We start from the raw sequence: 22,392 nt of genomic DNA, 5'->3' as shown, positions 1-22,392 counted from the left end.
CCCGGTGACGATCGAGGAGGCGCTGGACCGGTACCTGAGACACGTCTCCGTCGAGCGAGGCCTCAGTCCGAACACGACCGCCGCGTACCGCCGCGACCTCGTCCTCTGGCGGGCTCACCTGGCGGAGGCCGGTCGCGTCACCCTCGACGAGGTCGAGCCCGGGGACGTCGCGTCGTTCCCGGCGGCGCTGGCGACCCGCGCCGAGAAACCGCTGGGCGCCTCCTCGGTGGCCCGGGTGCTGTCGTCGGTGCGGGGGTTCCACCGGTTCGCCCTCGAGGAGGGGCTGGTCGCGGTGGACGTGGCCGCCACCACCCGGCCTCCCAAGCTGCCGAGCCGCCTCCCGAAGGCCATCTCGGTGGGCCAGGTCGAGGCGCTGCTCGCCGCCACCGACGGCGACGAGCCGACCCGACTGCGCGACAAGGCCCTGCTCGAGCTGCTCTACGCGACGGGGGCGCGGGTGAGCGAGGCGGTGTCGCTCAACGTCGACGACGTGATCGAGGGCGACGTCGTGCGCCTGTTCGGCAAGGGGAACAAGCAGCGCATCGTTCCGCTCGGCAGCTACGCCCGCCGGGCGCTCGACGCATACCTCGTCCGTGCCCGACCGGTGTTCTCGCCGCGGGGAGAACCGACGCCCGCGTTGTTCCTGGGCACGCGCGGGGCCAGGGTGTCGCGGCAGAACGCGTGGCTGATCATCCAGGCGGCGGCCGAGCGGGCCCAGCTGGGCCTCGAGGTGTCGCCGCACACGCTGCGGCACTCCTTCGCGACGCACCTGCTCGAGGGAGGGGCCGACGTCCGGGTCGTCCAGGAGTTGCTCGGGCACTCGTCCGTGGCGACGACGCAGATCTACACGCTGGTGACGGCGGACGCGCTGCGGGACGTGTACTCGACGGCACATCCGCGGGCACGATGGGCGTCGTGACCGGGCGACGACCCGGCGCCCGACCGAGCCCCGACCCGGCGTCGACAGAGCATCGACCCCGCGCTGACCAGGCAAAACCCTCAAGCAAGGCATGAGGCTTCCTGGTGACGGGCCGGGCGCGGCAGCCCGTCGGCGTCGGGGGGCGCCGGTACTCTCGTACCCGTGAGCACCAAGCCGACCTCGAGCACCCCCGCCCTCTTCGAGAGCGCTCCGGCGACCGTCCCCGCGAACGGCCCCACCGGGCGCCCGCGCACCGAGTTCCCGACTCCCGCGCCCCTGTCGAGCCACGGCCCGGCCCGCATCATCACCCTCTGCAACCAGAAGGGCGGCGTCGGCAAGACCACCACGACGATCAACCTCGGCGCCGCGTTCGCCGAGTACGGCCGTCGCGTGTTGGCCATCGACTTCGACCCACAGGGTGCGCTGACGGCTGGCCTCGGCGTGCAGTCGCACGACCAGGCCACGATCTACGACCTCATGATCGGCGCTGTGAAGGACGCGCACGACGTCATCGTGCCCACGCGCGTCGAGAACCTCGACGTCATGCCGGCCAACATCGACCTCTCCGCCGCCGAGGTCCACCTCGTCAACGAGGTCGCGCGCGAGCAGATCCTCGCGCGCATCCTCCGTCAGGTCAGCGACGAGTACGACGTCGTCCTGATCGACTGCCAGCCCTCGCTCGGCCTGCTGACCGTCAACGCCCTCACCGCGGCGCACGGGGTGCTGATCCCGCTCGAGTGCGAGTTCTTCGCGCTCCGCGGCGTCGCCCTGCTCGTCGAGACCATCGAGAAGGTGCGCGACCGGCTGAACCCCGCGATCACCCTCGACGGCATCCTGCCGACCATGTTCGACTCTCGCACGCTGCACAGCCGTGAGGTGCTCGAGCGCGTCGTCGAGGCCTTCGACGACCAGGTGCTCGAGACCGTCATCGGTCGCACCGTGAAGTTCCCCGATGCCTCCGTCGCGGGCACCCCGATCACCAAGTTCGCCCCCGAGCACCCGGCGGCGCAGGCCTACCGCCAGCTGGCCCGAGAGCTGATCGCGCGTGGTGCCGCGGCCTGAGTCGGCGACCGCCGAGGTCGGCACCGACGAGACCGCCCTCACGGGTCACGAGGTCTCGCCCGGGTTCGACGTGCGGCTCGAGAACTTCAGCGGGCCGTTCGACCTGCTGCTCTCGTTGATCACCAAGCGCGAGATGGACATCACCGAGGTCGCCCTCAGTGCCGTGACCGACGAGTTCCTCTCGTTCCTCCGCCGCATCGACACCGACGAGAACCTCGACCAGGCCAGCGAGTTCATCGTCGTCGCGGCCACGCTGCTCGACCTCAAGGTGGCGGGGCTGCTGCCGCAGGGCGAACTCGTCGATGCCGAGGACGTCGCCCTGCTCGAGGCGCGCGACCTGCTCTTCGCCCGGCTGCTGCAGTACCGGGCCTTCAAGCAGGCCGCCGAGTGGTTCGCGCAGCACGGAGCCGCCGAGGCGGCCCGGCACGCCCGTTCGGTGCGACTCGAACAGAAGTACCGCGTCACGACCCCCGAGCTCGTCTGGACGCTCTCGCCGGACGACTTCGCCGCCCTCGCCGCCCTGGCGCTGACTCCCCGCGAGATCCCCACGGTCGGCCTCGACCACCTTCACGCCCCCTTGGTGAGCATCCGCGAGCAGGCAGCGATCGTCGTGTCGTTGCTGCGTCGCGGTGCGGTCCTCACCTTCCGCGAGCTCGTCGCCGGCGTGGACGAGAAGGGCGTCGTCGTCGCCCGGTTCCTGGCCCTGCTCGAGCTGTACCGTCATGCGTCCATCTCGTTCGAGCAGGTCGAGCCGCTCGGCGAGCTCAGCGTCCGCTGGGTGGCCGAGACCTGGACCGAAGAGAACCTGGCGGCGCTGGGGGCCGACTATGAGGGCTGACGCGACCGGCGCCTCCTCGTCCGTCGGGACGCCCGGGGCCAGGTCCGAGGGAGCCCGGACTCGCGAGGCCGACCCGACCACCGTGATCGCGCGCCAGCTCGAGGCGCTGCTGATGGTCGCCGACGAGCCGCAGTCGCTCGTCGACCTGGCGACCGCCGTCGGCGCCCCAGTCGCCGCGGTGCGGCCGGCGATCACGGCGCTCGTGGCCGATTTCGACGGGGTCGACGGCACGGTCCGACGGGGTTTCGAGCTGCGTGAGGTCGGCGGCGGATGGCGATTCTACGTCCGTGACGAGCACGATCCGGTCGTCCGCGATTTCGTGCTGACGCAGAACCCGACGAAACTGTCCTCAGCGGCTCTCGAGACGCTGGCGGTCATCGCCTACAAGCAACCCATCACCCGCAGCAGCATCGCCCAGATCCGGGCGGTCAACGTCGACTCGGTCGTCCGTACGCTGTTGGGTCGCGGCCTGATCACGGAGTCGTCCACCGACCCCGAGACAGGCGCCATCAACTACGAAACGACAGGCCTCCTCTTGACCCATCTCGGCATCAACTCGCTCGATGAGCTCCCGCTCATCTCGCCTCTGCTCTCGGACGGCCAGGGGGGTTTCGACAATGTCGCGTAGTCAGTTCTCCTCCGACGATTCCGAGCTGGCCTCGGGCGAACGCCTGCAGAAGGTCATGGCGGCCGCGGGCGTGGCCTCGCGCCGCGTCAGCGAAGACATGATCGCCGCCGGTCGCGTGACGGTGAACGGCAAGGTCGTCACCGAGCCCGGCCGCCGCATCGACCCGGCGAAAGACAAGATCGTCGTCGACGGCAGCGCGGTGCAGCTCGACGCCACGCGTCGCTACGTCATGCTCAACAAGCCGGTCGGCATCGTCAGCACCCTGAGCGACGAGAACGGTCGCCCCGACCTGCGCCAGTTCACCGAGCAGTACGAAGAGCGGCTCTTCAACGTCGGCCGCCTCGACGTCGAGACGAGCGGCCTGCTCGTCCTGACCAACGACGGCGAGCTCGCACACGTGCTCGCGCACCCGTCGTTCGGCGTGACCAAGACCTACATCGCCAAGGTCAAGGGCGTCGTCACGACCTCGGTGCTGAACGAGCTCATGACCGGCGTCGAGCTCGACGACGGCCCGATCGCGGCCGACAAGGCGACGCTCGTCGCCGGTGGCGCGGGTCTCTCGCGCTCGTCCGACTCGTCGCTGATCGAGATCACGCTGCACTCGGGGCGCAACCGCATCGTCCGTCGCATGCTCGAGGCCGTCGGCCACCCGGTCATCGACCTCGTCCGACGCTCGTTCGGCCCGCTGCACCTCGGCACGCTCAAGGTCGGCCACATGCGCTCGCTGACCAAGGTCGAGCTCGGGGCCATCCTCACCATCTCGCGTGACGCCACGGCGGACTCGACGGTCGACGCCGCCCCGATCACCGAGAGCCCCGACGCCCCCGTCGACGAGGCCGACGTGGTCGAGCTGGCCCTCGCCGACGACGAGGTCGAGAAGGACTACTACGACGAGGACGACGAAGAGTACGACCCCGCCACCGACGCCCGTGCCGAGCGTCGCCGTGCCGCGGCCCGTGACCAGGCCGAGTCGACCTCGCGCCGGGCACAGGTCCGCCGAGAGCAGGAGGCGCGCCGCGGGCAACGCGACGAGAGTCCCACCCGGGGTGGTTACCAGGGCAACCGGCACGACGGTCGCTCGGGCGACGAGCGTCCCGTGCGCGGCTACCAGGGCACCAACGACGACGGTCGTGGACGCGAGGGGCGACCGGCTCGAACCGGTTACCACGGCAGTGACGAGCGTCCCGCCCGCGGCGGGTACCAGGGACGTGACGACCGCGGTGGATCTCGTGGTGGCTACCAGGGCCGCAACGACGACGGTCGCGGTGAGTCTCGTGGTGGCTACCAGGGCCGGAACGACGACGGCCGCGGACGCGATGACCGTCCGGCCCGTGGCGGCTACCAGGGTCGTGACGACCGCGGTGGAGCACGCCCGGGATACCAGGGCCGGAACGACGACGGCCGAGGTCGTGACGATCGCGGTGGGTTCGTGTCACGCGACGATCGCGGCTCGCGGGGCGGGTTCGTCTCGCGCGACGACCGTTCGCCGCGAGGTGGCGGAGACCGTCCGCTGAGCCCCGGTGAAGAGCGCGCGGCGGGTTACCCGAACCGCGACGCCAACCGCGATCCGCGCACCGGACGCCCCTCGGGCATCCGTGCCGGCGGCAAGGCGACCAACCGAGGCTGGGTCGACCGCGGCGCAGCGGAGCGCGGCGAAGACGACCGTGGCGGGCGTGACGACCGTCGTGCCGGTGCCGGTGGCTACACGGGTGGGCGCGACTCGCGCGACGACCGTGGTGGTTCGCGGGGCGGGTACCAGGGCCGTGACGACCGGGCCGGTCGTGACGACCGCGGTGGTTCGCGCGGTGGGTACCAGGGCCGTGACGACCGTGGTGCGGCGAGGGGCGGGGGCTACCAGGGCCGTGACGACCGTGCGGATCGTGGAGACTCCCGCGGTGGTTACCAGGGTCGCGACGACCGAGGTGGCTCGCGTGGCGCCGGCTACCAGGGTCGCGACGATCGCGCCGGGCGCGACGGATCGCGCAGCGGCGGCTACCAGGGCCGTGAGCAACGCGACGACCGCGGCGGTTCGCGAGGCGGTCCCGCCCGTGGCCCGCGTGACGACCGCGGTGGCCGTGACGACCGTGGCGGCCGTGACGACCGCGGCGGCGACCGCCCGTACCGTGGCCGACCCGACGCCGGGGGACGTGGTCCTCGAGGGGGCGGGCGGTCGTGACCGACGCGCACCGCGCCTCCTCGGCTGACGACGCCACCACGCTCGACGCGGCGATCGGCGGCGTGCCGACGGTCGACGCCCTGACTGCTGACGCGCTGACGTCCGGCAGCCGGCGGCTGGCCGGTCAGGTGCGCATCGTCGGCTCGGGTCTGCTCGGTGCCAGCATCGGTCTGCGACTGCGTCAGCACGGGGTCGACGTGATCCTCGACGACGTGTCGCCGGCCGCGCGCAGCCTCGCCGTCGACTACGGCGCCGGGCGGGCACCCGCCGAGGGCGACGACCCCGTGCTCGTCGTCGTCGCCGTGCCGCCCGACGTCACGAGCGACATCGTCGCCCGCGAACTCGACGCCTGGCCCGAGGCGCTCGTGACCGACGTCGCATCGGTCAAGGTCGCCCCGCTCGCCGAGTTGCGTGCGCGCGGCGCCGACGTGTCGAGGTACATCGGTTCGCATCCCATGGCTGGCCGCGAACGCGGGGGAGCCGTCTCGGCTCGCGCCGACCTCTTCGTCGGCCGCCCGTGGGTCATCGCGGGGCACGACGACATCACGTACCGACGGGCGGCCGCCGTCGAAGACCTGGCCCTCGACCTCGGAGCGACCCCGATCGAGATGTCGCCGGAAGAACACGACGCCGGCGTCGCCCTCGTCAGCCACGCCCCGCAGGTCGTCGCCTCCCTCATGGCGACCCGTCTGCGCGACGCACCCGACGCCTCGCTCGGCCTCGCCGGTCAGGGCGTCCGGGACGTCACGCGGGTCGCCAGCAGCGACCCGGCGCTCTGGACGCAGATCCTGGGGGCGAACGCCTCCCGCGTCGCCCTCGTGCTGCGCGACCTGCGCGCCGACCTCGACCGCGTCGTGCACGCGCTCGAAGCACCCGACGCGCCGGGCAGTCGCCGCGCCGTCGCCGAGAGCATCGGCGCCGGCAACGTCGGCGTCGCCCGTCTGCCCGGCAAGCACGGGCAACAGACCCAGTTCAGCTCGGTGATCGTCATGGTCGACGACACCCCCGGGCAACTGGCCCGCCTGCTCACCGAGATCGGTGAGATCGGCGTCAACCTGGAAGACCTGCGGCTCGAGCACTCGCCGGGCGCGCAGGTAGGACTCGCGGAGGTATCGATCGTGCCCGAACAAGAAGACCGACTCGTCACCGAACTCGAGACCCGGGGTTGGACCGTCGTGGGGGCGTTCGCGTGAGCGCCGACCTGGGCGGCACGAGCCCCGTCGGTTCGTCCGACGTCGACCCCGAGCGCTCGCCGGGTGAGCACGGCGTCGGCGGTCCCGCCGGCGAGGCCCACGTCGAAGAGCTGCGCGCCGAGACCGCCGAGGCCGTGCACCGCCACGTCGTGGTGGCCGTCGACGGACCTGCCGGAAGCGGCAAGTCCAGCGTCAGCCGCGCCTCCGCCGCTTCCCTCGGCTTCGACTACCAGGACACGGGGGCGGCCTACCGGGCCTTCGCCCTGCACGCCCTCGACGGCGGCGTCGACCTCGACGACGCGGACGCGATCATCGCGGCGCTGCCGACGTTCCACTACGCGATCGGGATCGACCCGGCCCGCGCCTCCTCGGTGACGATCGGCGGTCGCGACGTGACGGACGAGATCCGCACCCCGCGCGTGACGACCGCCGTCAGCCACGTGGCCAAGCTGCCCGAGGTCCGCCGGTTCATGGTCGACCTCTTCCGCCGCATCATCGCGTCGACCGACAAGCCGGGCATCGTCACCGAGGGCCGCGACATCACGACCGTCGTCGCACCGGATGCCCAGGTCAGAATCCTGTTGACCGCGAGCGAAGCCGCTAGAATGGCCAGGCGTTCGGCCGAGGTGACCGGGCAGAGTGCCGAAGAGACAGCTCGGCAGCTCTCGACCCGCGACCGGCTCGACAGCAAGGTCGTCGACTTCATGACCGCCGCACCCGGCGTCTCCACCGTCGACTCCACCCAACTCGACTTCGACCAGACCGTGCAGGCCGTGGTCGAGCTCGTGCGAGCGAGCACCCCCATTTCTTAAGGAAGTCCCCATGGCAGACGACGACAAGTACCCCGAGCTCGACGAGCAGATGGTCGACCGCATCCAGACGATGCCCGACGAGGACGCCGACCAGCGCGCCCGAGCCCTTCGCGCCGGCCTGACCGACTACGACCTCGACGAGGGCGACATCGACGTCCTCGAGGGGGCCGACTGGGACCCCGACGCACTCACCTACGCCCCGGCCCTGCCGGTGCTGGCGATCGTCGGCCGACCGAACGTCGGCAAGAGCGCCATGGTCAACCGCATCCTCGGGAGGCGCGAGGCCGTCGTCGAGGACAAGCCCGGCGTCACGCGCGACCGCGTCTCGTACAAGGCCGAGTGGGGCGGACGCCGCTTCACCCTCGTCGACACCGGCGGGTGGGAACCCGACGCGGTCGGCATCGACCGCTCGGTCGCGATGCAGGCCGAGATCGCGGTCGACCTGGCCGACGCCGTGCTGTTCGTCGTCGACGTCAACGTCGGGGCGACCGCCACCGACGAGGCCGTCGTACGCATGCTGCGGGCCTCGCACAAGCCCGTCATCCTCGTCGCCAACAAGAGCGACGACGCCCGCAAAGACCTCGAGGCCGCATCGCTGTGGTCGCTGGGGCTCGGCGAGCCGTTCCCCGCGTCGGCTCTGCACGGCCGCAACGTCGCCGACCTGCTCGACCTCTGCATGACCAAGCTGCCCGCGGTCTCGACCGTGGCCAAGCAAGAGATCGGCGGCCCGCGTCGCGTCGCGATTCTCGGTCGACCGAACGTCGGCAAGAGCTCGCTGCTCAACAAGGCCGCGGGCGAAGAGCGCGTCGTCGTCAACGAGCTCGCCGGCACGACTCGCGACCCTGTCGACGAGCAGGTCGAGATCGCCGGTCGCGTGTGGACCTTCGTCGACACCGCCGGCATCCGCAAGCGTGTCCACCTGCAGCAGGGCGCGGACTTCTACGCGTCGCTGCGTACCTCGGCAGCGCTCGAGAAGGCCGAGGTCGCCGTCGTCGTGATCGACGTCACCGAGCAGATCTCGACGCAGGACCTGCGCATCATCGACCTGGTGCTCGAGTCGGGCCGTGCGCTCGTCCTCGCGTTCAACAAGTGGGACCTCTTGGACGACGACCGTCGCCGCTACCTCGAGCGCGAGATCGAGCAGGACCTCGACCACGTGTCGTGGGCCCCTCGCGTGAACATCTCGGCCCGCACGGGTCGTCACCTCGAGAAGCTCGTCCCCGCCCTCGAGCTCGCCCTCGAGTCGTGGGACACCCGCATCCCGACCGGCAAGTTCAACGCCCTGCTCGCCGAGCTCGTCGCCGAGCACCCGCACCCGCTGCGGTCGGGCAAGCAGCCGCGCATCCTGTTCGGCACCCAGGCCGCGAACCGCCCGCCGACCTTCGTGCTCTTCACGACCGGGTTCCTCGACCCGCAGTACCGCCGCTTCATCACGCGGCGCCTGCGCGAGATCTTCGGCTTCGAGGGCACGCCCATCACGGTGAACATGCGCGTGCGCGAGAAGCGCAAGCGCCCGTAGCCCTTCTCCCGTGCCTGTCCCGTCGACGGATCGGCACCGCCCGCAGGCTCGCCTGTGGACTGAGCGCCCGGTTGTGGATCGTTTCCACACCGGGCGTTCTGCATTGCTAGGGTGGCTCCCATCGACAGCGATATGTGAATGTCGCATGACGGAGGGCGAGGGTGCATGGCAGACCTGGTGGTGGACGAGAAGACGTTGACGTCGGTTGCGTGGCGGGTGTCGTCGGCGGCCGTCGACGCCGAGGTGTCGGCGACGCTGACACTCGGGACGGCGTCCGACGTCGGTTCGCCGAGCGTGGCGGGGGTCCTCGACGAGGCGACGGGGCAGCTGGTGAGACGGGCGGGGTTGGCCGTCGAGGCGATCCAGGCGGTGGGCGACTTCACGACGACGTTCGTGCGCGAGTTCGAGCAGGTGGAGTCGCGGCTCACTGCCGGACTGCCGGCGGACGACCCGGCGGGGGTGGGGTCCAAGTGAGCACCGACGACGACCCGGGCGTGGGCTCGGTGGAGGGCATCAGGCAGCTCGCGAAGACGAGACGAACCGAGGTCGACGATCTCGAGGTGGCTGCCTACCGGTTGGCCGAGGCGGCGAGCTGGGGTGCCGAGTGCTGGCGGGGGCAGTCGGGCGAGCAGTTCGTCGCGTCGATGACCGACGTGTCCACCGAGGTGACTGCTGTCGCCCGGGGCCTCGAACACCACGCTGCGGCGCTCGAGGCGTACGCGCTCGACGTGTCGTTGATCCAGGGGTCTCAGCAGACCCTGGAGGCGCGGCGTGCGATGGCCGAGCAGAACATCCTCTCGACGGGGGTCGCTCTGAAGACGATCATGCGCGAGGCGCAGGACGCGGCGCGGGACGACCTGATCGGCATCGTCGTGGAGTCCGAGTACCGCTCGGGTGAACGGTCGACCTTGCAGCGTCGCATCGACGACGAGCAACGAGAGCTCGAGGTCGTGGCGGGCTTGTGGACCGACCTGGTCGAAGAGCGGGCTGCGGCTGATCGTCGGTGCATCGGCGCGCTGCAGAGCTCCGAGGCGATGGGGGCGTTGCCTCAGGTCACCGGGGAGGCCCTGGCCGCAGGGTCGTCCGAAGAATTGCTGGCGTTGCTGGCAGGGCTCTCGGCCACCGAGCTGATGATGCTGCTCGAGCAGCACCCCGAACTCGTCGACAAGGCGTTCCTGGCCGATCCCGAGCGGGTGCGGGCCTGGTGGGACGAGCTCGGGCAGCAGGGTGTTCGGAACGCCGACGACTTGACCGCGCTGCAGGTGGCGCTGGTGCGAGGGGCTCCGGCGATCATCGGGGCGCTCGACGGTCTGCCGCCGTCGGTGAGGGTCGCGGCGAACGTGTTCAACGCGAAGCGGCGGATTGCCGAGATCGACGAGATGGTGGGGCCGATCAAGCGGCGTGGGCTGCAAGGCGACGACGAGCTGCTGGCCGCACTGGCGCGCGAGCGCGCGTACCTCGCGGACGCTGTGGCGGAACCGCCTCACGTGCAGCTTTATCTCTTCGACCCGTCGAAGAGTCGAATCATCGAGATGATCGGGGAGTGGAACGACAAGACCAGGACGGTACTGACCTACGTGCCGGGAACGCTGACGAACATGGACTCGTTCTACGGGAAGAACGGAAGTCTGCAGCAGATGGCGAAGTGGCTGGAGGCGAACGATCCGGATGGAACGTCCGTGGCGTTCGTCTTCAAGGACGGAGTCTTCCCGGGTGGCGCCGAAGGCAGCAAGAACCCGGCCGAATTCGTCGGGGCTTTCGCGCAAGCCAACGACCCGGAATTCGCGCGCGGGACGAGCAAGGCTCTGTACGACTTCCAGCGGGGGCTGGCCGTTGATCCGATCAGAACGGAACCCGGATACCGCGACGTGGCCATCGGGCACAGTTGGGGGTTGGCGAACATCACGTCCGCCGAGGTCCATGGGGCCACTTACAACAAGGTGATCTCCCTCGCAGGCGCGGGGATGCCGCCGGAGTGGCAGCCGCGAGCGGGCACGACCTACACCGACTACAGCTATTGGGATTTCCTGATGGAGGCGCAGTCGACCGGTGGTGTCTGGGGCGGGCGGAACCCGAACCGCTCCGACGACTTCGAGTCGCGCGGCTACTTCCAGAGTCCGCATGACGTGGAACTCGAGCAGACCGGGGCAAGCTACACCCCGGTCTGGAAGCTCGATGACAACCATGCGCTCGTCGCTCAGTCGAGTGACGACAATGCACAGGTGCGCGATGCCTTGAGGCAGGAACTGTTCCCTGATGGCTAGAAACAAGGCGAGATTCGTCGCGGTGCGGTGCGCAGTCGTCATTGCGGTATTGGCTAGCTTGGTCGCGGGTTGCGCCCAAGAGACCCCGGAGGGGCTTGAGCAGATGAAGTACATAGACGAAAAGACCGATCGAGTGGATCTCTCGGCCCTGAAACGCGACGTCATGGTGACTCAACGAGAACTTGCATCCATGGGGGATGCGGAGAGCATCGTGGGCATCCTGGAACCGGCTGACGGGGTCCTGATGTCATGTTCCGAGGGGCGACACCAGTGGACGGGGTCGACGACGATCGAGTACGCCGAAGCCCCAGAACAAGAGGCGTACTTCTCTTTGGTGGAACACAGACTTGCTGATTCTGCGGACTTTCGTACAGAACGGCTCGTCACGCCTGACGGCAGGGATGAATGGCTCATCGTTTGGACCAAGGATGGAACCAGATATTCCATCACGGTCTACACGGGGCGCTCGAAGGTCCAGGTGTCCTCGAGCTCGTGGTGCTTCACGCTGCAGCCCGGGCAGGCAGAGGGTGGTCGGTTCTGAGGGTGGGATAGGGCACCATTGGTGTTCGTGAGACGAGCGGACGGGGTGCGACGGTGACGGGCGCTGGGCTGTGGCACCGCGCCTCCTCGGGGGTGGGGTTGTCGGCCGCGGCCGACCGGGTGTGGCAGCGGCTGCAGCTCGACCGGCTCGCCGGCGGGCGGCACTCGGGCTACGTCATCCATGAGGACATGCGGCAGCACCCTCGAACCGTCCGCAGCTTCGTCGGCATCCGGTGGCTGCTGTTCGGCGAGACCGTCGTCGGGCTCACCGCCATCTTCATCGCCGCCGTCCTCACCAGCCGCGGAGAACACGTGCCGTGGGCCGTGTGGTTCCGCTCCACCGTCGTCCTCTTCATCACCGCCTCGCTCTACGTCTTCGCCTGGCGGGCACAGCTCGGCTACTACTGGGCCTACTCACGCCTCCGCCTGTTCAGTCGCATCTTCCCGATCGTGACGCTCATCATCGCCACCATCCCCGGGCTCTACCCCGGATGGATGGTCGTCGAGCAGATCGTCTTCTCGCTGCTGATGATCGGCATCGGCGACCTGCTCACCAGCGACCACATGCGCGCGGCCTTCCCGCGGCCGGCGAAGCCCGACGTGGTCGACGGCGCGAACTGAGGGCCCGCTCGCCCCGCACCACGCCACGAAGTAAACAAACCGCCATCCGATTCCGTGGCGGGGTGTTTACTTCGTCGCGGGCTGGCGGGCTGGCGGGCTGGCGGGCTGGCGGGCTGGCGGGCTGGCGGGCTGCCTCGCTGACAGGCGGGGTGGCCGCGACCCGAGGAGGCGCGGGTCAGTCGCTCGCGCGCGGAACCATCTCGACGTCGGCGGGCTCGACCACGTGCCCGTCGCCCGTGACGAACGCGACCCGCACGGGTTCTCCCGACCCGACGACGCTGAACCGGCGTGCGGCGCCGTCGGGGTGCGGATCGTGCTCGTCGCCCCAGACGGCGAGGGCGGCCAGCACGGGGGCGAGGTCGCGGCCCGCGTCGGTGAGGAGGTACTCGACGCGCTCTCGGGCTCCGTCTTCTCGGTAGGTCGAGCGCTCGAGCACGCCGGCGGCGACGAGCGACTCGAGCCGGGCCGTCAGCACGTCGGGCGACAGGCCGAGCCGCGCCCGGAACTGCGAGAACCGGGTATGCCCGAGCAGCGCCTCCCGCACGACGAGCAGGGCCCAGCGCTCGCCGAGCAGGTCGAGGCTGCGCGCGATGCCGCAACGCGGGTCGAGGGGTCCACGAGAAGCCATGCCGACACCCTACCTCGATAGGCTTTTCGTATCCAGGGTGCTAGCGTCGCCGACATGCCCCGTGACCTCGCTGCCTCCGTCCGTCCCGACGGGCCGGACCGGCTCGCGTTCTGGACCTGCGCCTCCGTCCTCGCCCTCGCCCTGTGGACGAGCGGCGCCGCGACGCCGGTCTACCCGCTCTACGCGACCGACTGGCAGCTGACGCCGTTCGTCACGACCGCGATCTTCGCTGTCTACCCGCTCGTCCTCGTCGTCGTGCTGCTCGTCTTCGGCAGCCTCAGCGACACGATCGGTCGGCGGGCGAGCATCCTGCTCGGCGTGAGTGCGTCGATCGTCGGCGTGCTGCTGTTCGCGCTGGCACCGGACGTCGGCTGGGTGCTGGTCGGCCGCGCGTTCATGGGCCTCGGCGTCGGCCTGTCGCTCAGCCCCGCGACCGCCGCGATGATCGACATCGCCGGTCCCGTCAACTCGGCGCGCACCGGAGCCATCAGCACCGCCTCCACCGCCGTCGGCCTCGTCTTCGCGACGCTGCTCGGCGGAGCGCTCGTCCAGTACGCGCCCGAACCGCTGCACCTCACGTACTGGGTGCTGCTCGTCGTCGAGGTGGGCGTGCTCGTCCTCGTCTGGCGGCTGCCGCGGGACCGGGACGCGCTGGCCGGGCGCTGGAGGCCACGATGGCCGAGCGTGCCGCGCGCGCTCCTCGGGGCGGTGGGCGCCGCGGCCGTCTGTGTCAGCGCCTCCTACGCTCTCGGGGCCGTGGTGCTCTCGCTCGGTGCCGAGATCGGCGTGACGCTGATCGGCAGCGACAACGCGTTCGTGACCGGCGCGGTGATCGCCCTGTCGATGGTGGTCATCGCGGTCGTGGCGCTGGCGTCGCGACGGGTGCCGGTGGTGATCGCCGTCGTCGTGGCGGCGGTGGCGACGGCGCTCAGCTTCACGGCACTGGTGCTGGCCGCGGCACAGCAGTCGTTGGGGCTGTTCCTGGCGTTCTGCGTACTGTCGGGGGTCGGCTACAGCCTGTTCTTCGCGTCGGGGCTGGGGATCGTGTCGCAGTTCGCTCCGGAGCATCACCGCGCCGGGACGCTGTCGGCGGTGTACCTCGTCGCCTACCTGGTGCAGGGGGCGACCGCGCTGTGGCTGGGCGCGCAGGCGACCCGCGGAGGGCTCGAGAGCGCCGTCGACGTCGGGGCCCCGGCGATCGTAGGGCTGGCGCTCGCGGCGATGGTGGCGGTCGTCGTCGTGATGCGCGGGCGGGAGCGGCGGCGGCGGGTCGCGGCGTAGGGGTGGCAGGGCGGAACGCAGGAGGCGTGGGTCGGGCAGGGTGCGCGGGGTGCGGACGACAGGGGGGCGGCTTGCATCCCGCAACGAGGTAAAGACTCCGCCACGCGATCTCGTGGCGGCGTGTGTACTTCGTGGCGGGGTGGGGCAGACCACGGCACCAGGAAGTGGTCACCGCGCCAGGTTTAGTCCTGGCGCTGTGACCACTTCCTGGCGTTGTACGCGGCCGGCGGGCGGCGCGGCCGCCCGCCGACTACCGCCAGCGCCGCAGCGCCACGCGCTGCACGACGTTCAGCACGGTGTCGCTCAGCGTCCCGAGCAGCGCCAGCAGCACGATGGCGAGGAAGATCCGGTCGACGCGTCCGTTCGACTGCGACTCGGTCAGCAGGAAGCCGAGGCCCATCGACGATGCGATCAGCTCGGCCGCGACCAGGAACAGCCACGCCTGCGCGAGCGCCAGCCGCAGCCCCGACACGAGCGACGGCAGCACGGCCGGCAGCTGCACCCGGGTGAAGAGCGACACCCGCCGCAGGCCGTAGGCGCGCCCTGCCTCGACGAGCTGCGGGTCGACGTGCCGCAGCGACCCCGCGACCGTGGTGAACACCGGGAAGGCCGCACCGATCGCGATCAGGGTCACCTTCGAGTCCTCGCCGATGCCGAGGTACAGGATCAGCAACGGCACCCAGGCCAGCGACGGCACCGCGCGCACGGCCGCGATCGACGGGGCGAGCAACGCCTCGCCCACCCGCGACAGCCCGACGACGGCGCCGACGACCAGCCCGATCGCGGACCCGACCACGAACCCGATCAGCACCCGCTGCACCGAGATGGCGACGTAGAGGCCGAGCTGACCCGTGGCGGCGAGGTCGACTCCTGCCCGCGCCACGTCCGCAGGGGACGGCAGGCGGTACGAGGGGACTCCGCCGACGGTGGTGGCGAGCACCCAGGCGGCGAGCACGGCGGCCGGTACGAGCACCCCGAGCAGGGCCAAACGGCGGGGAGCAGGCGCGCCCGGGGTGCCCGGGCGTCGCGGCGCGGGCGACCCGGACGAGGAGGCGCGGCGTCCGTCGTCGACGACCCGCGCCTCCTCGGCTCGAGGGGTGGCGGTCAGGGTGCTGCTCACGAGGTGGACGCGGCCGTCGCGTACGAGTCGTCGAAGAGCGAGTCGAGGGCGGCGTCGACGTCGTCCTGCGAGGGGACGTCGCCGGACTCGACCAGGATCGGGCCGACGGTGTCGAGGACGGCGCGCTGGTCGGCTCCGGGGGCGGGGTCGATGTCGAGGTGGGTGCGGTCGATCACCGTGGTGGCGACGGCGGGGTCGATCGCGGCGGCCTTGGCCAGGATGGCGGCGGTCTCGTCCGGGTTCTCGAGCGCCCAGGCGCGGGCCTTCTCGTACGAGTCGACGACGACCTGCGCGACGTCGGGCGACGCCTCGAGGAACGACTCGGTGGCGTTGAGGAACCCGTAGCTGAGGAAGTCCACGTTGCGGTAGAGCAGCTTGGTGCCCGACTCGGCCTCGCTGGCGGCCATGATCGGGTCGAGGCCGGACCAGGCGTCGACGCTGCCGTTCTCGAGGGCGGCGCGTCCGTCGGCGTGCTGCAGGTTCTGGATCGTCACGTCGGAGGCGCTGAGGCCGGCCTGGTCGAGCGCCTGCAGCAGGAAGAAGTACGGGTCGGTGCCGGTGGTCGCGGCGATCGTCTTGCCGCGGAGGCCCTCGACGTCGGTGATGGTCGAGTCGCCCGGGACGACGAGCGCCGACCACTCGGGCTGCGAGTACACGTCGATCGTCTTGATGGGGGAGCCGTTCGAGCGGGCGAGCAGCGCGGCCGAGCCTGCGGTCGAGCCGACGTCGACGGCTCCGGCGCGCAGCAGCTCGTTGGCCTTGTTCGAGCCGGCCGACTGGGTCCAGTTGACGGTGACTCCGTCGCCGAGGGCGTCCTCGAGGTAGCCCTGGTCCTTCACGACGAGGCTGAGCGGGTTGTAGGTCGCGAAGTCGATGTCGAGGGTGTCGGTCGACCACTCGCCGTCGCTCGACCCGGCGCCGCCTGCCGCGTCGGCCGCACCGGTGCTGGCGTCCTCGCCCGCGACGCAGCCGGTGAGGAGGAGGGCGCTCGCCGCGGCGAGGGCGAGACCGCCGGCCCAGGAGGCGCGAGTGCGGGTGGTGGGGGAGGTGCGGAAGGTCATCGGTTCGTCTCCGTGCTGTCGGGGGCGGTGCGGTGGTCTGCGGTGGTCGGTGCGGGTGCGGGTGCGGTCTCGGTACGGGCGTGTCCGGCGGTGGCCGTCGCGGTCAGCGTGCTGGTGGTCGAGTTGCCGGCGTGGACGCGGTGGACGCCGAGGTCCGCGAGCAGCTGGAGGCGCAGCTCGGCCAGGGCGGGGTCGTCGCGGTCGCGGGGTCGGTCGCCGGGCACGGTGACGATGCGCTGGATGCTGGGAGCGCCTCCTGCGGTGTCGGCGTGCGCCGCGCCTCCTGCGGTGGGGTCGGCCGCGACCGTGGCTCCGGCGGGCGGCTGCTGCGAGAGGTCGGAGAGGACGACGATGCGGTCGGCGAGGTAGAGCGCTTCGTCGACGTCGTGGGTGACGAGCAGGACGGTGGTGGGTTCGGCGCGGTGGATGTCGAGCAGCAGGTCGTGCATGCGGAGGCGGGTGAGGGCGTCGAGGGCTCCGAACGGTTCGTCGAGCAGCAGCACCTTGGGGGCCCGGGCGAGGGCGCGGGCGAGGGCGGTGCGTTGGGCCATGCCTCCGGACACCTGGCGGGGGCGGAGGCCGGCCGAGCTGCCGAGTCCGACGAGGTCGAGCAGCTCGGTGATGCGGGCCCGGCCGGCGGCCTTGTCCGGTTTGCTGCCCGTGGTGCCCTTACCGGCCTCGGCGCGCTCGCTGCGCTTGCGGGCCTTCGGCAGGCCGAGTTCGACGTTCTGGCGGAGGGTGCGCCAGGGCAGGAGGCGCGGCTCCTGGAACGCGATGGCGCAGCGTTGGTCGGTGGGTTGGGTGGGGGAGGCGTCGATGTCGACGGTGCCGGAGTCGGGCTGGTCGAGGCCGCCCACCTGGCGCAGCAGGGTCGACTTGCCGCAGCCGGACGGGCCGACGATGGCGATGATCTCGCCGGCCTCGACGTCGAGGTCGAGGGCGTGGAGGACGGGGCGCTCGCCGAAGTGCCTCCCGACGCCGCGCAGACGGATCGGCAGGGCCGAGGAGGCGCGGGTCGTCGAGGTGGGCATGTCACGACGGTAGGTGGGCGGGGTGCCTGCCGTCCCGTGGGGTGTAACGGGGCGAAACACTCCGTTCGGTCTAGGACCAGCTGGAGAAGGCCGCCAGCGCGGCATCCGTTCGGTAGAACTTCCGGAGGGCTGAGGCGGACGGTGCCGCCGGCAGGTGGAGGAGGTCGTCGCGGGTGACCTGCAGGTCGGCCTTCGAGATGCCGGGCGCGTAAGTGATGCGGCTGCCGTCCGGCTCGAGGCGCAGGAGGAACGCGTCGAAGGCGACGTGGTGGTTGAGGCACAGCGGCAGGCCGTTGAGAGCTTCGTCGGCGCCGCCGATGCTTTTGGGGATGAGGTGCGCACCCTGGATGAGTCGGGGGACGGCGATGTCGCACAGGGCGCAGGTCGGGCCGTAGCGGTTCAGGACGTCGATCTTGAAGCGGCGCTGCTGGGTGCGCTGCTGCACGAGTCGGAGGGTTTGCTCGGGGAGGCCGCCGAACAGGTCGACCTCTTCTTCTGAGGCGGGCAGCTCGTCGTCGGATGGGAGGGGGAGGACGGACTCGACGAAGGAGAGGTAGAAGACGGCGGCATCGTCGTCGAAGGTGTCGACGTAGCCGAGTCGGACGTCCTTGAGGGTCGAGCGCAGGGCATTGGGGGTCACGACAAACAGCGGGAGGCCAAGGCTCTGGGCGCGCTTGACCGACTCGATCTCGTTGCGGTCGAACGAGGCATGACGTTGTGTGGAGGGGTAGTGGTAGTCGAGGTGCTCGTCAGTCAGGTCGTCGGCGTAGGACGTGCCGGTGTGCTGCAGGGTGAGAGCGACGCGGCCGGGGGAGCCTTTGGTCCAGTCGCCGGTGCCGTCGAAGAAGATGCCGGCTTGGCCTTTGTAGAGGCCGAGGACGCGGATGGCGGCCGGGGTGAGGCCGTCGGCGTTGCCGGCTTGGGCGAGCTCGCTCCAGAGCGTGAGGCGTCGCTCGTACTCGCCACGCGTCCAGTCCGATATCCCCACGAAAGAGATCATGGCTCATGTATGCGGAATCCTGGGCGATCGTCACGTACCCAGTGCGAGGGGCCGGCTGCGGGTGGACTTTGGAGGCCGCTGGATCGGCTATGCTTATTGGGTTGCCTCGGTCGGGGCAACACCAAGAAGGCAGTTGCTCAGCAACCGTTTTCTCGGGCTGTGGCGCAGCTTGGTAGCGCACTTGACTGGGGGTCAAGGGGTCGCAGGTTCAAATCCTGTCAGCCCGACCAGAAAAGCCCTGTTCAGAATCCGGTTCTGGCAGGGCTTTACTTATGCCCACCGCAGATAACCCCACCAAAACCCCTCATCAAGCCATACTCGGTGCATGAAGACAAGGGGGCTTGCGCTGTGGTTAGTCGTGGTGTCTATCGGGCTCATCGTCGTGTCCGCTTGGTGGCTGTTCGCGCCGAACGACTATCGCATTGTCAGCGTGGAAGCTAATCCGTGGGAGGCTCTGAGCGGTGTCGGCACCGTTAGCGCCACCGCCGTTGCTGTTTGGCTAGCTGCCCGTTCCTTGCGGCAGGAACGCGGAGGCGTTGCTCGGCTCGTGTCTGCGTGGGTCACGGTCGTGTTCCAAGTGAACGAGGATCGGCGAACATACAGGCGCGTGACCACCCTGTACGTGGGCAACGAGAGCGACGAACCCGTGTTCGAGGCCTTGGTCAACGTCGTTCTCGGTTCAAAGCGTATTTCGATTGGAAACTTGAGCGCTCCCAGTCCAATAGCCGTCTTACCCGCGCGTTCCGTGAGGGAATTTGATGTCTCTAGTGCCATGGCTGCTCAGTCAGACCTTGATGATCCACGAGCGGAGTTGTCCTTCACTGCGCCCAACGGCACCAAGTGGCTGCGGACAGCGGACGGCAAGCTTCGCGATACTTCCCGCCAGAAGACGCAGTGGAAGCCCATGCCCGCAGCTAATGCGCTTCAGGTGGGCCGCAACGATCCGACTAACCCTCTCATCGTGGCCATCGCCTTCCTCAACGCCGTTTGGCAAGCAGCAGGCGCAGATGGGCAAGAACGCCCCGACCTAGACGATGGCGAGCCCGTGCAGGACCCTGGTGCCGTCGCATCCACCGTGGTGTCGAGTTTCGCCCCGGGATGGGTGGGGGCCGACTGGGCACAAATAGGTAGGCAATTGCACTCGCTCGCGCCCACCAACTATGTCGACTACCGGGCAGAGCACGTCGCATATGTCAAGTTAGTGGGAGACCAGTCCCTTCAGGGTTTCAGCGTCCAAGGGCCTGACCCTATCTGGATAAGGGACGTCTCATATGTGACCCTGGTCCTGGAATCGCCTGGCGGATGGCGAGTATTCGGAGTCGGAACTCGGGTAGAGCCAGAGACCATCCTTTTCCCGGAGGGCATGCTCGATTCGTCGGTCATATCCAGAGGCGGCTTCACCAGCTGAGGACACGTTGTCCCGTCTGAGGTTGCCACTTGCGTACGACCTTGCGTGCCTCCTGGCGAGTTAGGCAGTTAGACCAGTGCGCACGTCCGTGTCCTTTCCCGGGCCGTACAAGTGCTAGCCGACCCCAGACACGAATGCAGAGAACATGGCGCGCTGCGGCGAGTAGTCCTTCTTCCGCAGGTGTGCATAGACCTTGTCGGTGATCGAGACGGAAGCGTGACCCATGAGCCGGCTGAACTGGAACATGTCGAAGGCACCCGACTCCAGCACGAGCGTGGCGAACGTGTGTCGCAGCTCGTGCAGCTTCAGGTCGGGCATGCCTATCGCTCGTGCAGCAGGGTTGACGGTGCAGGCGGCGATGAACTCGTCGAGCTGGGACTGGCTGAAGAGAGTCCGTTTTCTTGAACGGGTGCAGCCGATCTTTTCTTTCGGGCTAGGCGATGAAGAGCGCGGACGCTGATGCCGAGGTAGATCGATCCGGACTCATAGTCGAGCCAGTTATGGCTGGCAGGCTACGTTGGGGCGGGGGTGTTGTACGGAATGGGATCGCCTTTCGCGATGACTCGAGCGTGGCACGGGCACAAAAAACCTCGTACAGCTCACAACGGTTAGTTGTGTGCCACACGAGGTAAGTGGACCTTGACGCGTCGGTGGGCCGGGCTGGATGCTCGACAGCTTTCGTTCGTTGTCAATGGCTTTGAGCCTCAGCCCTGGCGACCTCTTATGCCCTACTGGGCGCACGTCCGACACGTGATTAGGGTCTCCCAAATATCCCAAGGACATGTGCTAATTAATATTAGACCTAAAACGGGTCGTCTATCCCCGTTGAGATGGCGGGAGGCTGCTTCGAGATCGTCGCGTCCTGACCGGCCCATTCGCTCTTGACCGCGAGTATCACCTGACGATCTTTCCCGAGAGTCTTGAACACTTTCTTGAATGAAATGCTCTTCGACGAAGTGGTCCCTAACAGGCCTCGAGCCACGAGGTGGGTGAAAGCACCACGACCGATGTATTTTGCGTTGTCGTAGGTGAGCCGGAAGCCGCCCCGAGGCCCAGACCTCAGTTCGTCCCCTTCGATCGCGAGGCGGAGCCAGTCGGCAGGGACGTACATGCCCTTCAACACGCGGCTATCGGACTTCGCAGCGGCGTCCCCCCGCACAAACTTAAACCAGAACGGCGAATCGGTCATCCGCCAATCCCTACTGGTCGTGTCATCTTTGCTGGTTCTAGGCATTAGGCGTAGTTGCTTAATCAGCTCTGCTTTTCGTTTGTAGACCCATTCATACCGCCCGCCAATAGATGAGTTGGCCTGTTCGAGCCTTTTGTACTGTACGAATGTAAAAACATCATTAACTTTGTCCCAGTAGAAGAGGTCAACACCCATTTCTTCTTCTAGAGGCTTCTTGTTGACGCAAACGACGCTGAGGACGCGTTCCTTTGCGCGATCGGTAAAGACCGTCATGCTTGCAGCAACCTGTTCTACGCCAAGTTTGCGATTGAACCGACGCAAATCGAGCGGTAGCAATTCCTCCTCTAGATCCACCTTGTAAGCACTATTCATCACAGATTGAAGAAGATCTTCGTCGGTGTTGCCGACAGTGTCCGACGCAAGCGCATCGGCGGGAAGTTCGATGTCTGCGATTTGTGCAGCCAAAGTCACTGCATCCTTAGTTTCGATTCGTGCTTGCTCCACTCCCGGGCCGAACGAACGTGGGGGTGCAGTTAGGTTGCTGAACCAGAGACCAAATCCTGGGTCTATTTGTGTCAGCCGTTCCGAAAGAGCAACGGCGGCTTCCGTAGAAAGTGACTGTGGGAAGTAGGCCGCAGGAACGTCCAGATCGCCAGGGGCGGTCTCAATGCTCGCAGTGATTTTCGATAGGGGAATTGGCTCAGTTATTCGATATATGGGACGGAAAGATGCCCGAACGGTCCTACTGGCTATGCCGCTTATGCTGTAGACCAAAGCCGCACCGACCACTGTCGGTTCGTCGTGTTCGGTCTCGCCCGTTTGCAGAGCGATCCCGACGTCGCCAACTGACGGTGCCAACGTTTTTTCGAACGCTTCAGATAGGCGATCGACTGCTAAGTACTCAATTCGATTCGCGCCGAGGGCGTTCCAGATGAAGAGCTTTGGTGCCGTCGTAGTTTGGGGGACCGTCGTCACTGAGTCGCTTTCGTTTGAGAATCGCATGAATCGTGCGACGACAAGCGCCTCATTCGAAGTCGGCCATGAACGACTCGCTTGACATTGTCAATGGCTCCTGGGTCGCAGTGCGGTAGGGGGCGAAGTG

The 22,392-nt window shown here is 68.6% G+C and carries 20 protein-coding genes, 1 tRNA gene and 1 pseudogene; 15 read left to right on the top strand and 7 right to left on the bottom strand.

The genetic code is table 11. The features are described from left to right. Positions 1-4 precede the first annotated feature (4 nt). The 12 genes and pseudogenes from xerD (at position 5) to IFT88_RS16130 (ending at position 12,572) form a co-directional block, all read left to right on the top strand. Positions 5-919: a site-specific tyrosine recombinase XerD gene (gene xerD, locus IFT88_RS16185; protein WP_192121828.1), complete on the top strand. Its 915-nt coding sequence runs from the start codon at positions 5-7 to the stop codon at positions 917-919. 162 nt (positions 920-1,081) lie between these two features. Next, a complete protein-coding gene (locus tag IFT88_RS16180) occupies positions 1,082-1,981 on the top strand; it encodes a ParA family protein (protein WP_043595856.1) in 900 nt (299 codons plus the stop codon). Continuing rightward, positions 1,965-2,819, top strand: a complete 855-nt coding sequence (locus tag IFT88_RS16175) for a segregation and condensation protein A (protein ID WP_043595854.1) — start codon at positions 1,965-1,967, stop codon at positions 2,817-2,819. The genes IFT88_RS16180 and IFT88_RS16175 overlap by 17 nt, the downstream gene beginning before the upstream one ends. Continuing rightward, positions 2,809-3,447 carry an SMC-Scp complex subunit ScpB gene (scpB, locus tag IFT88_RS16170; RefSeq protein WP_192121826.1) on the top strand — a complete coding sequence of 213 codons (639 nt, stop codon included), beginning with the start codon at positions 2,809-2,811 and terminating at the stop codon, positions 3,445-3,447. Before IFT88_RS16175 ends, scpB begins: the two co-directional genes overlap by 11 nt. Then, positions 3,437-4,231, top strand: a pseudogene (locus IFT88_RS16165) (pseudouridine synthase); the annotation flags it as partial. The gene scpB and the pseudogene IFT88_RS16165, both read left to right, overlap by 11 nt. Positions 4,232-5,718: 1,487 nt before the next feature. After that, a complete protein-coding gene (locus IFT88_RS16160) occupies positions 5,719-6,816 on the top strand; it encodes a prephenate dehydrogenase (RefSeq protein ID WP_192121862.1) in 1,098 nt (365 codons plus the stop codon). Between the two features lie 134 nt (positions 6,817-6,950). Continuing rightward, the gene (cmk, locus tag IFT88_RS16155) at positions 6,951-7,628 is read left to right on the top strand and encodes a (d)CMP kinase (RefSeq protein ID WP_137847853.1); all 678 of its coding nucleotides are present in this window, start codon (positions 6,951-6,953) and stop codon (positions 7,626-7,628) included. Positions 7,629-7,698: 70 nt separating this feature from the next. Continuing rightward, positions 7,699-9,147, top strand: a complete 1,449-nt coding sequence (gene der / locus IFT88_RS16150) for a ribosome biogenesis GTPase Der (RefSeq protein ID WP_446718840.1) — start codon at positions 7,699-7,701, stop codon at positions 9,145-9,147. A 165-nt stretch (positions 9,148-9,312) separates the two neighbouring features. Next, positions 9,313-9,621, top strand: a complete 309-nt coding sequence (locus IFT88_RS16145; protein ID WP_192121821.1) for a hypothetical protein — start codon at positions 9,313-9,315, stop codon at positions 9,619-9,621. After that, positions 9,618-11,411: a hypothetical protein gene (locus IFT88_RS16140; RefSeq protein WP_192121819.1), complete on the top strand. Its 1,794-nt coding sequence runs from the start codon at positions 9,618-9,620 to the stop codon at positions 11,409-11,411. The genes IFT88_RS16145 and IFT88_RS16140 overlap by 4 nt, the downstream gene beginning before the upstream one ends. After that, complete coding sequence (locus tag IFT88_RS16135) at positions 11,404-11,952, top strand: hypothetical protein (RefSeq protein ID WP_192121817.1); 549 nt, start codon at positions 11,404-11,406, stop codon at positions 11,950-11,952. Before IFT88_RS16140 ends, IFT88_RS16135 begins: the two co-directional genes overlap by 8 nt. Positions 11,953-12,005: 53 nt before the next feature. Then, the gene (locus IFT88_RS16130) at positions 12,006-12,572 is read left to right on the top strand and encodes a hypothetical protein (RefSeq protein WP_342212186.1); all 567 of its coding nucleotides are present in this window, start codon (positions 12,006-12,008) and stop codon (positions 12,570-12,572) included. 175 nt (positions 12,573-12,747) lie between these two features. On the opposite strand, the gene IFT88_RS16125 is transcribed toward IFT88_RS16130, so the two are convergent. Beyond that, complete coding sequence (locus tag IFT88_RS16125; RefSeq protein ID WP_192121815.1) at positions 12,748-13,200, bottom strand: winged helix-turn-helix transcriptional regulator; 453 nt, start codon at positions 13,198-13,200, stop codon at positions 12,748-12,750. Positions 13,201-13,254: 54 nt separating this feature from the next. Between IFT88_RS16125 and IFT88_RS16120 the strand changes: the two genes are divergently transcribed. Then, positions 13,255-14,481, top strand: coding sequence for an MFS transporter (locus IFT88_RS16120; protein WP_192121813.1), 1,227 nt, complete (start codon positions 13,255-13,257; stop codon positions 14,479-14,481). A 250-nt stretch (positions 14,482-14,731) separates the two neighbouring features. Here the strand turns inward: IFT88_RS16120 and IFT88_RS16115 are convergent, their stop codons facing one another. The 4 genes from IFT88_RS16115 to IFT88_RS16100 all read right to left on the bottom strand — a co-directional run bounded on the left by IFT88_RS16115 (position 14,732) and on the right by IFT88_RS16100 (position 18,693). Then, the gene (locus IFT88_RS16115) at positions 14,732-15,601 is read right to left on the bottom strand and encodes an ABC transporter permease (protein ID WP_342212185.1); all 870 of its coding nucleotides are present in this window, start codon (positions 15,599-15,601) and stop codon (positions 14,732-14,734) included. Beyond that, positions 15,598-16,662: an aliphatic sulfonate ABC transporter substrate-binding protein gene (locus tag IFT88_RS16110; protein ID WP_192121811.1), complete on the bottom strand. Its 1,065-nt coding sequence runs from the start codon at positions 16,660-16,662 to the stop codon at positions 15,598-15,600. Before IFT88_RS16110 ends, IFT88_RS16115 begins: the two co-directional genes overlap by 4 nt. Continuing rightward, positions 16,659-17,693 carry an ABC transporter ATP-binding protein gene (locus IFT88_RS16105; protein ID WP_192121809.1) on the bottom strand — a complete coding sequence of 345 codons (1,035 nt, stop codon included), beginning with the start codon at positions 17,691-17,693 and terminating at the stop codon, positions 16,659-16,661. The genes IFT88_RS16110 and IFT88_RS16105 overlap by 4 nt, the downstream gene beginning before the upstream one ends. Positions 17,694-17,763: 70 nt before the next feature. Beyond that, positions 17,764-18,693, bottom strand: coding sequence for an HNH endonuclease (locus IFT88_RS16100; RefSeq protein ID WP_192121807.1), 930 nt, complete (start codon positions 18,691-18,693; stop codon positions 17,764-17,766). Between the two features lie 153 nt (positions 18,694-18,846). Here IFT88_RS16100 and IFT88_RS16095 point away from each other — a divergent pair. Then, positions 18,847-18,923: transfer RNA gene (locus IFT88_RS16095), tRNA-Pro, on the top strand. A 95-nt stretch (positions 18,924-19,018) separates the two neighbouring features. Then, positions 19,019-20,101 carry a hypothetical protein gene (locus IFT88_RS16090; RefSeq protein ID WP_192121805.1) on the top strand — a complete coding sequence of 361 codons (1,083 nt, stop codon included), beginning with the start codon at positions 19,019-19,021 and terminating at the stop codon, positions 20,099-20,101. Between the two features lie 114 nt (positions 20,102-20,215). Here IFT88_RS16090 and IFT88_RS16085 read toward each other — a convergent pair whose 3' ends face one another. After that, the gene (locus IFT88_RS16085; RefSeq protein ID WP_446718839.1) at positions 20,216-20,461 is read right to left on the bottom strand and encodes a tyrosine-type recombinase/integrase; all 246 of its coding nucleotides are present in this window, start codon (positions 20,459-20,461) and stop codon (positions 20,216-20,218) included. Between the two features lie 442 nt (positions 20,462-20,903). Further along, positions 20,904-22,265 (bottom strand): hypothetical protein, encoded by a 1,362-nt coding sequence (locus IFT88_RS16080; RefSeq protein WP_192121801.1) that lies wholly within the window; start codon positions 22,263-22,265, stop codon positions 20,904-20,906. Positions 22,266-22,392: the final 127 nt, after the last annotated feature.

The organism is Frigoribacterium sp. CFBP 8751 (assembly GCF_014841545.1).
GTDB lineage: Bacteria > Actinomycetota > Actinomycetes > Actinomycetales > Microbacteriaceae > Frigoribacterium.
The sequence above is the reverse complement of the archived record's forward strand: the minus strand, read 5'-3'. Positions and strand labels throughout refer to the sequence as shown.

What these genes read in the sequence shown, in the direction of transcription:
- scpB (WP_192121826.1), top strand. Translation starts at nt 2,809, where the DNA reads ATGAGGGCTGACGCGACCGGCGCCTCCTCGTCCGTCGGGACGCCCGGG.
- der (WP_446718840.1), top strand. Translation starts at nt 7,699, where the DNA reads ATGCCCGACGAGGACGCCGACCAGCGCGCCCGAGCCCTTCGCGCCGGC.
- IFT88_RS16145 (WP_192121821.1), top strand. Translation starts at nt 9,313, where the DNA reads ATGGCAGACCTGGTGGTGGACGAGAAGACGTTGACGTCGGTTGCGTGG.
- IFT88_RS16135 (WP_192121817.1), top strand. Translation starts at nt 11,404, where the DNA reads ATGGCTAGAAACAAGGCGAGATTCGTCGCGGTGCGGTGCGCAGTCGTC.
- IFT88_RS16125 (WP_192121815.1), bottom strand. Translation starts at nt 13,200, where the DNA reads ATGGCTTCTCGTGGACCCCTCGACCCGCGTTGCGGCATCGCGCGCAGC.
- IFT88_RS16120 (WP_192121813.1), top strand. Translation starts at nt 13,255, where the DNA reads ATGCCCCGTGACCTCGCTGCCTCCGTCCGTCCCGACGGGCCGGACCGG.
- IFT88_RS16110 (WP_192121811.1), bottom strand. Translation starts at nt 16,662, where the DNA reads ATGACCTTCCGCACCTCCCCCACCACCCGCACTCGCGCCTCCTGGGCC.
- IFT88_RS16105 (WP_192121809.1), bottom strand. Translation starts at nt 17,693, where the DNA reads ATGCCCACCTCGACGACCCGCGCCTCCTCGGCCCTGCCGATCCGTCTG.
- IFT88_RS16100 (WP_192121807.1), bottom strand. Translation starts at nt 18,693, where the DNA reads ATGATCTCTTTCGTGGGGATATCGGACTGGACGCGTGGCGAGTACGAG.
- IFT88_RS16090 (WP_192121805.1), top strand. Translation starts at nt 19,019, where the DNA reads ATGAAGACAAGGGGGCTTGCGCTGTGGTTAGTCGTGGTGTCTATCGGG.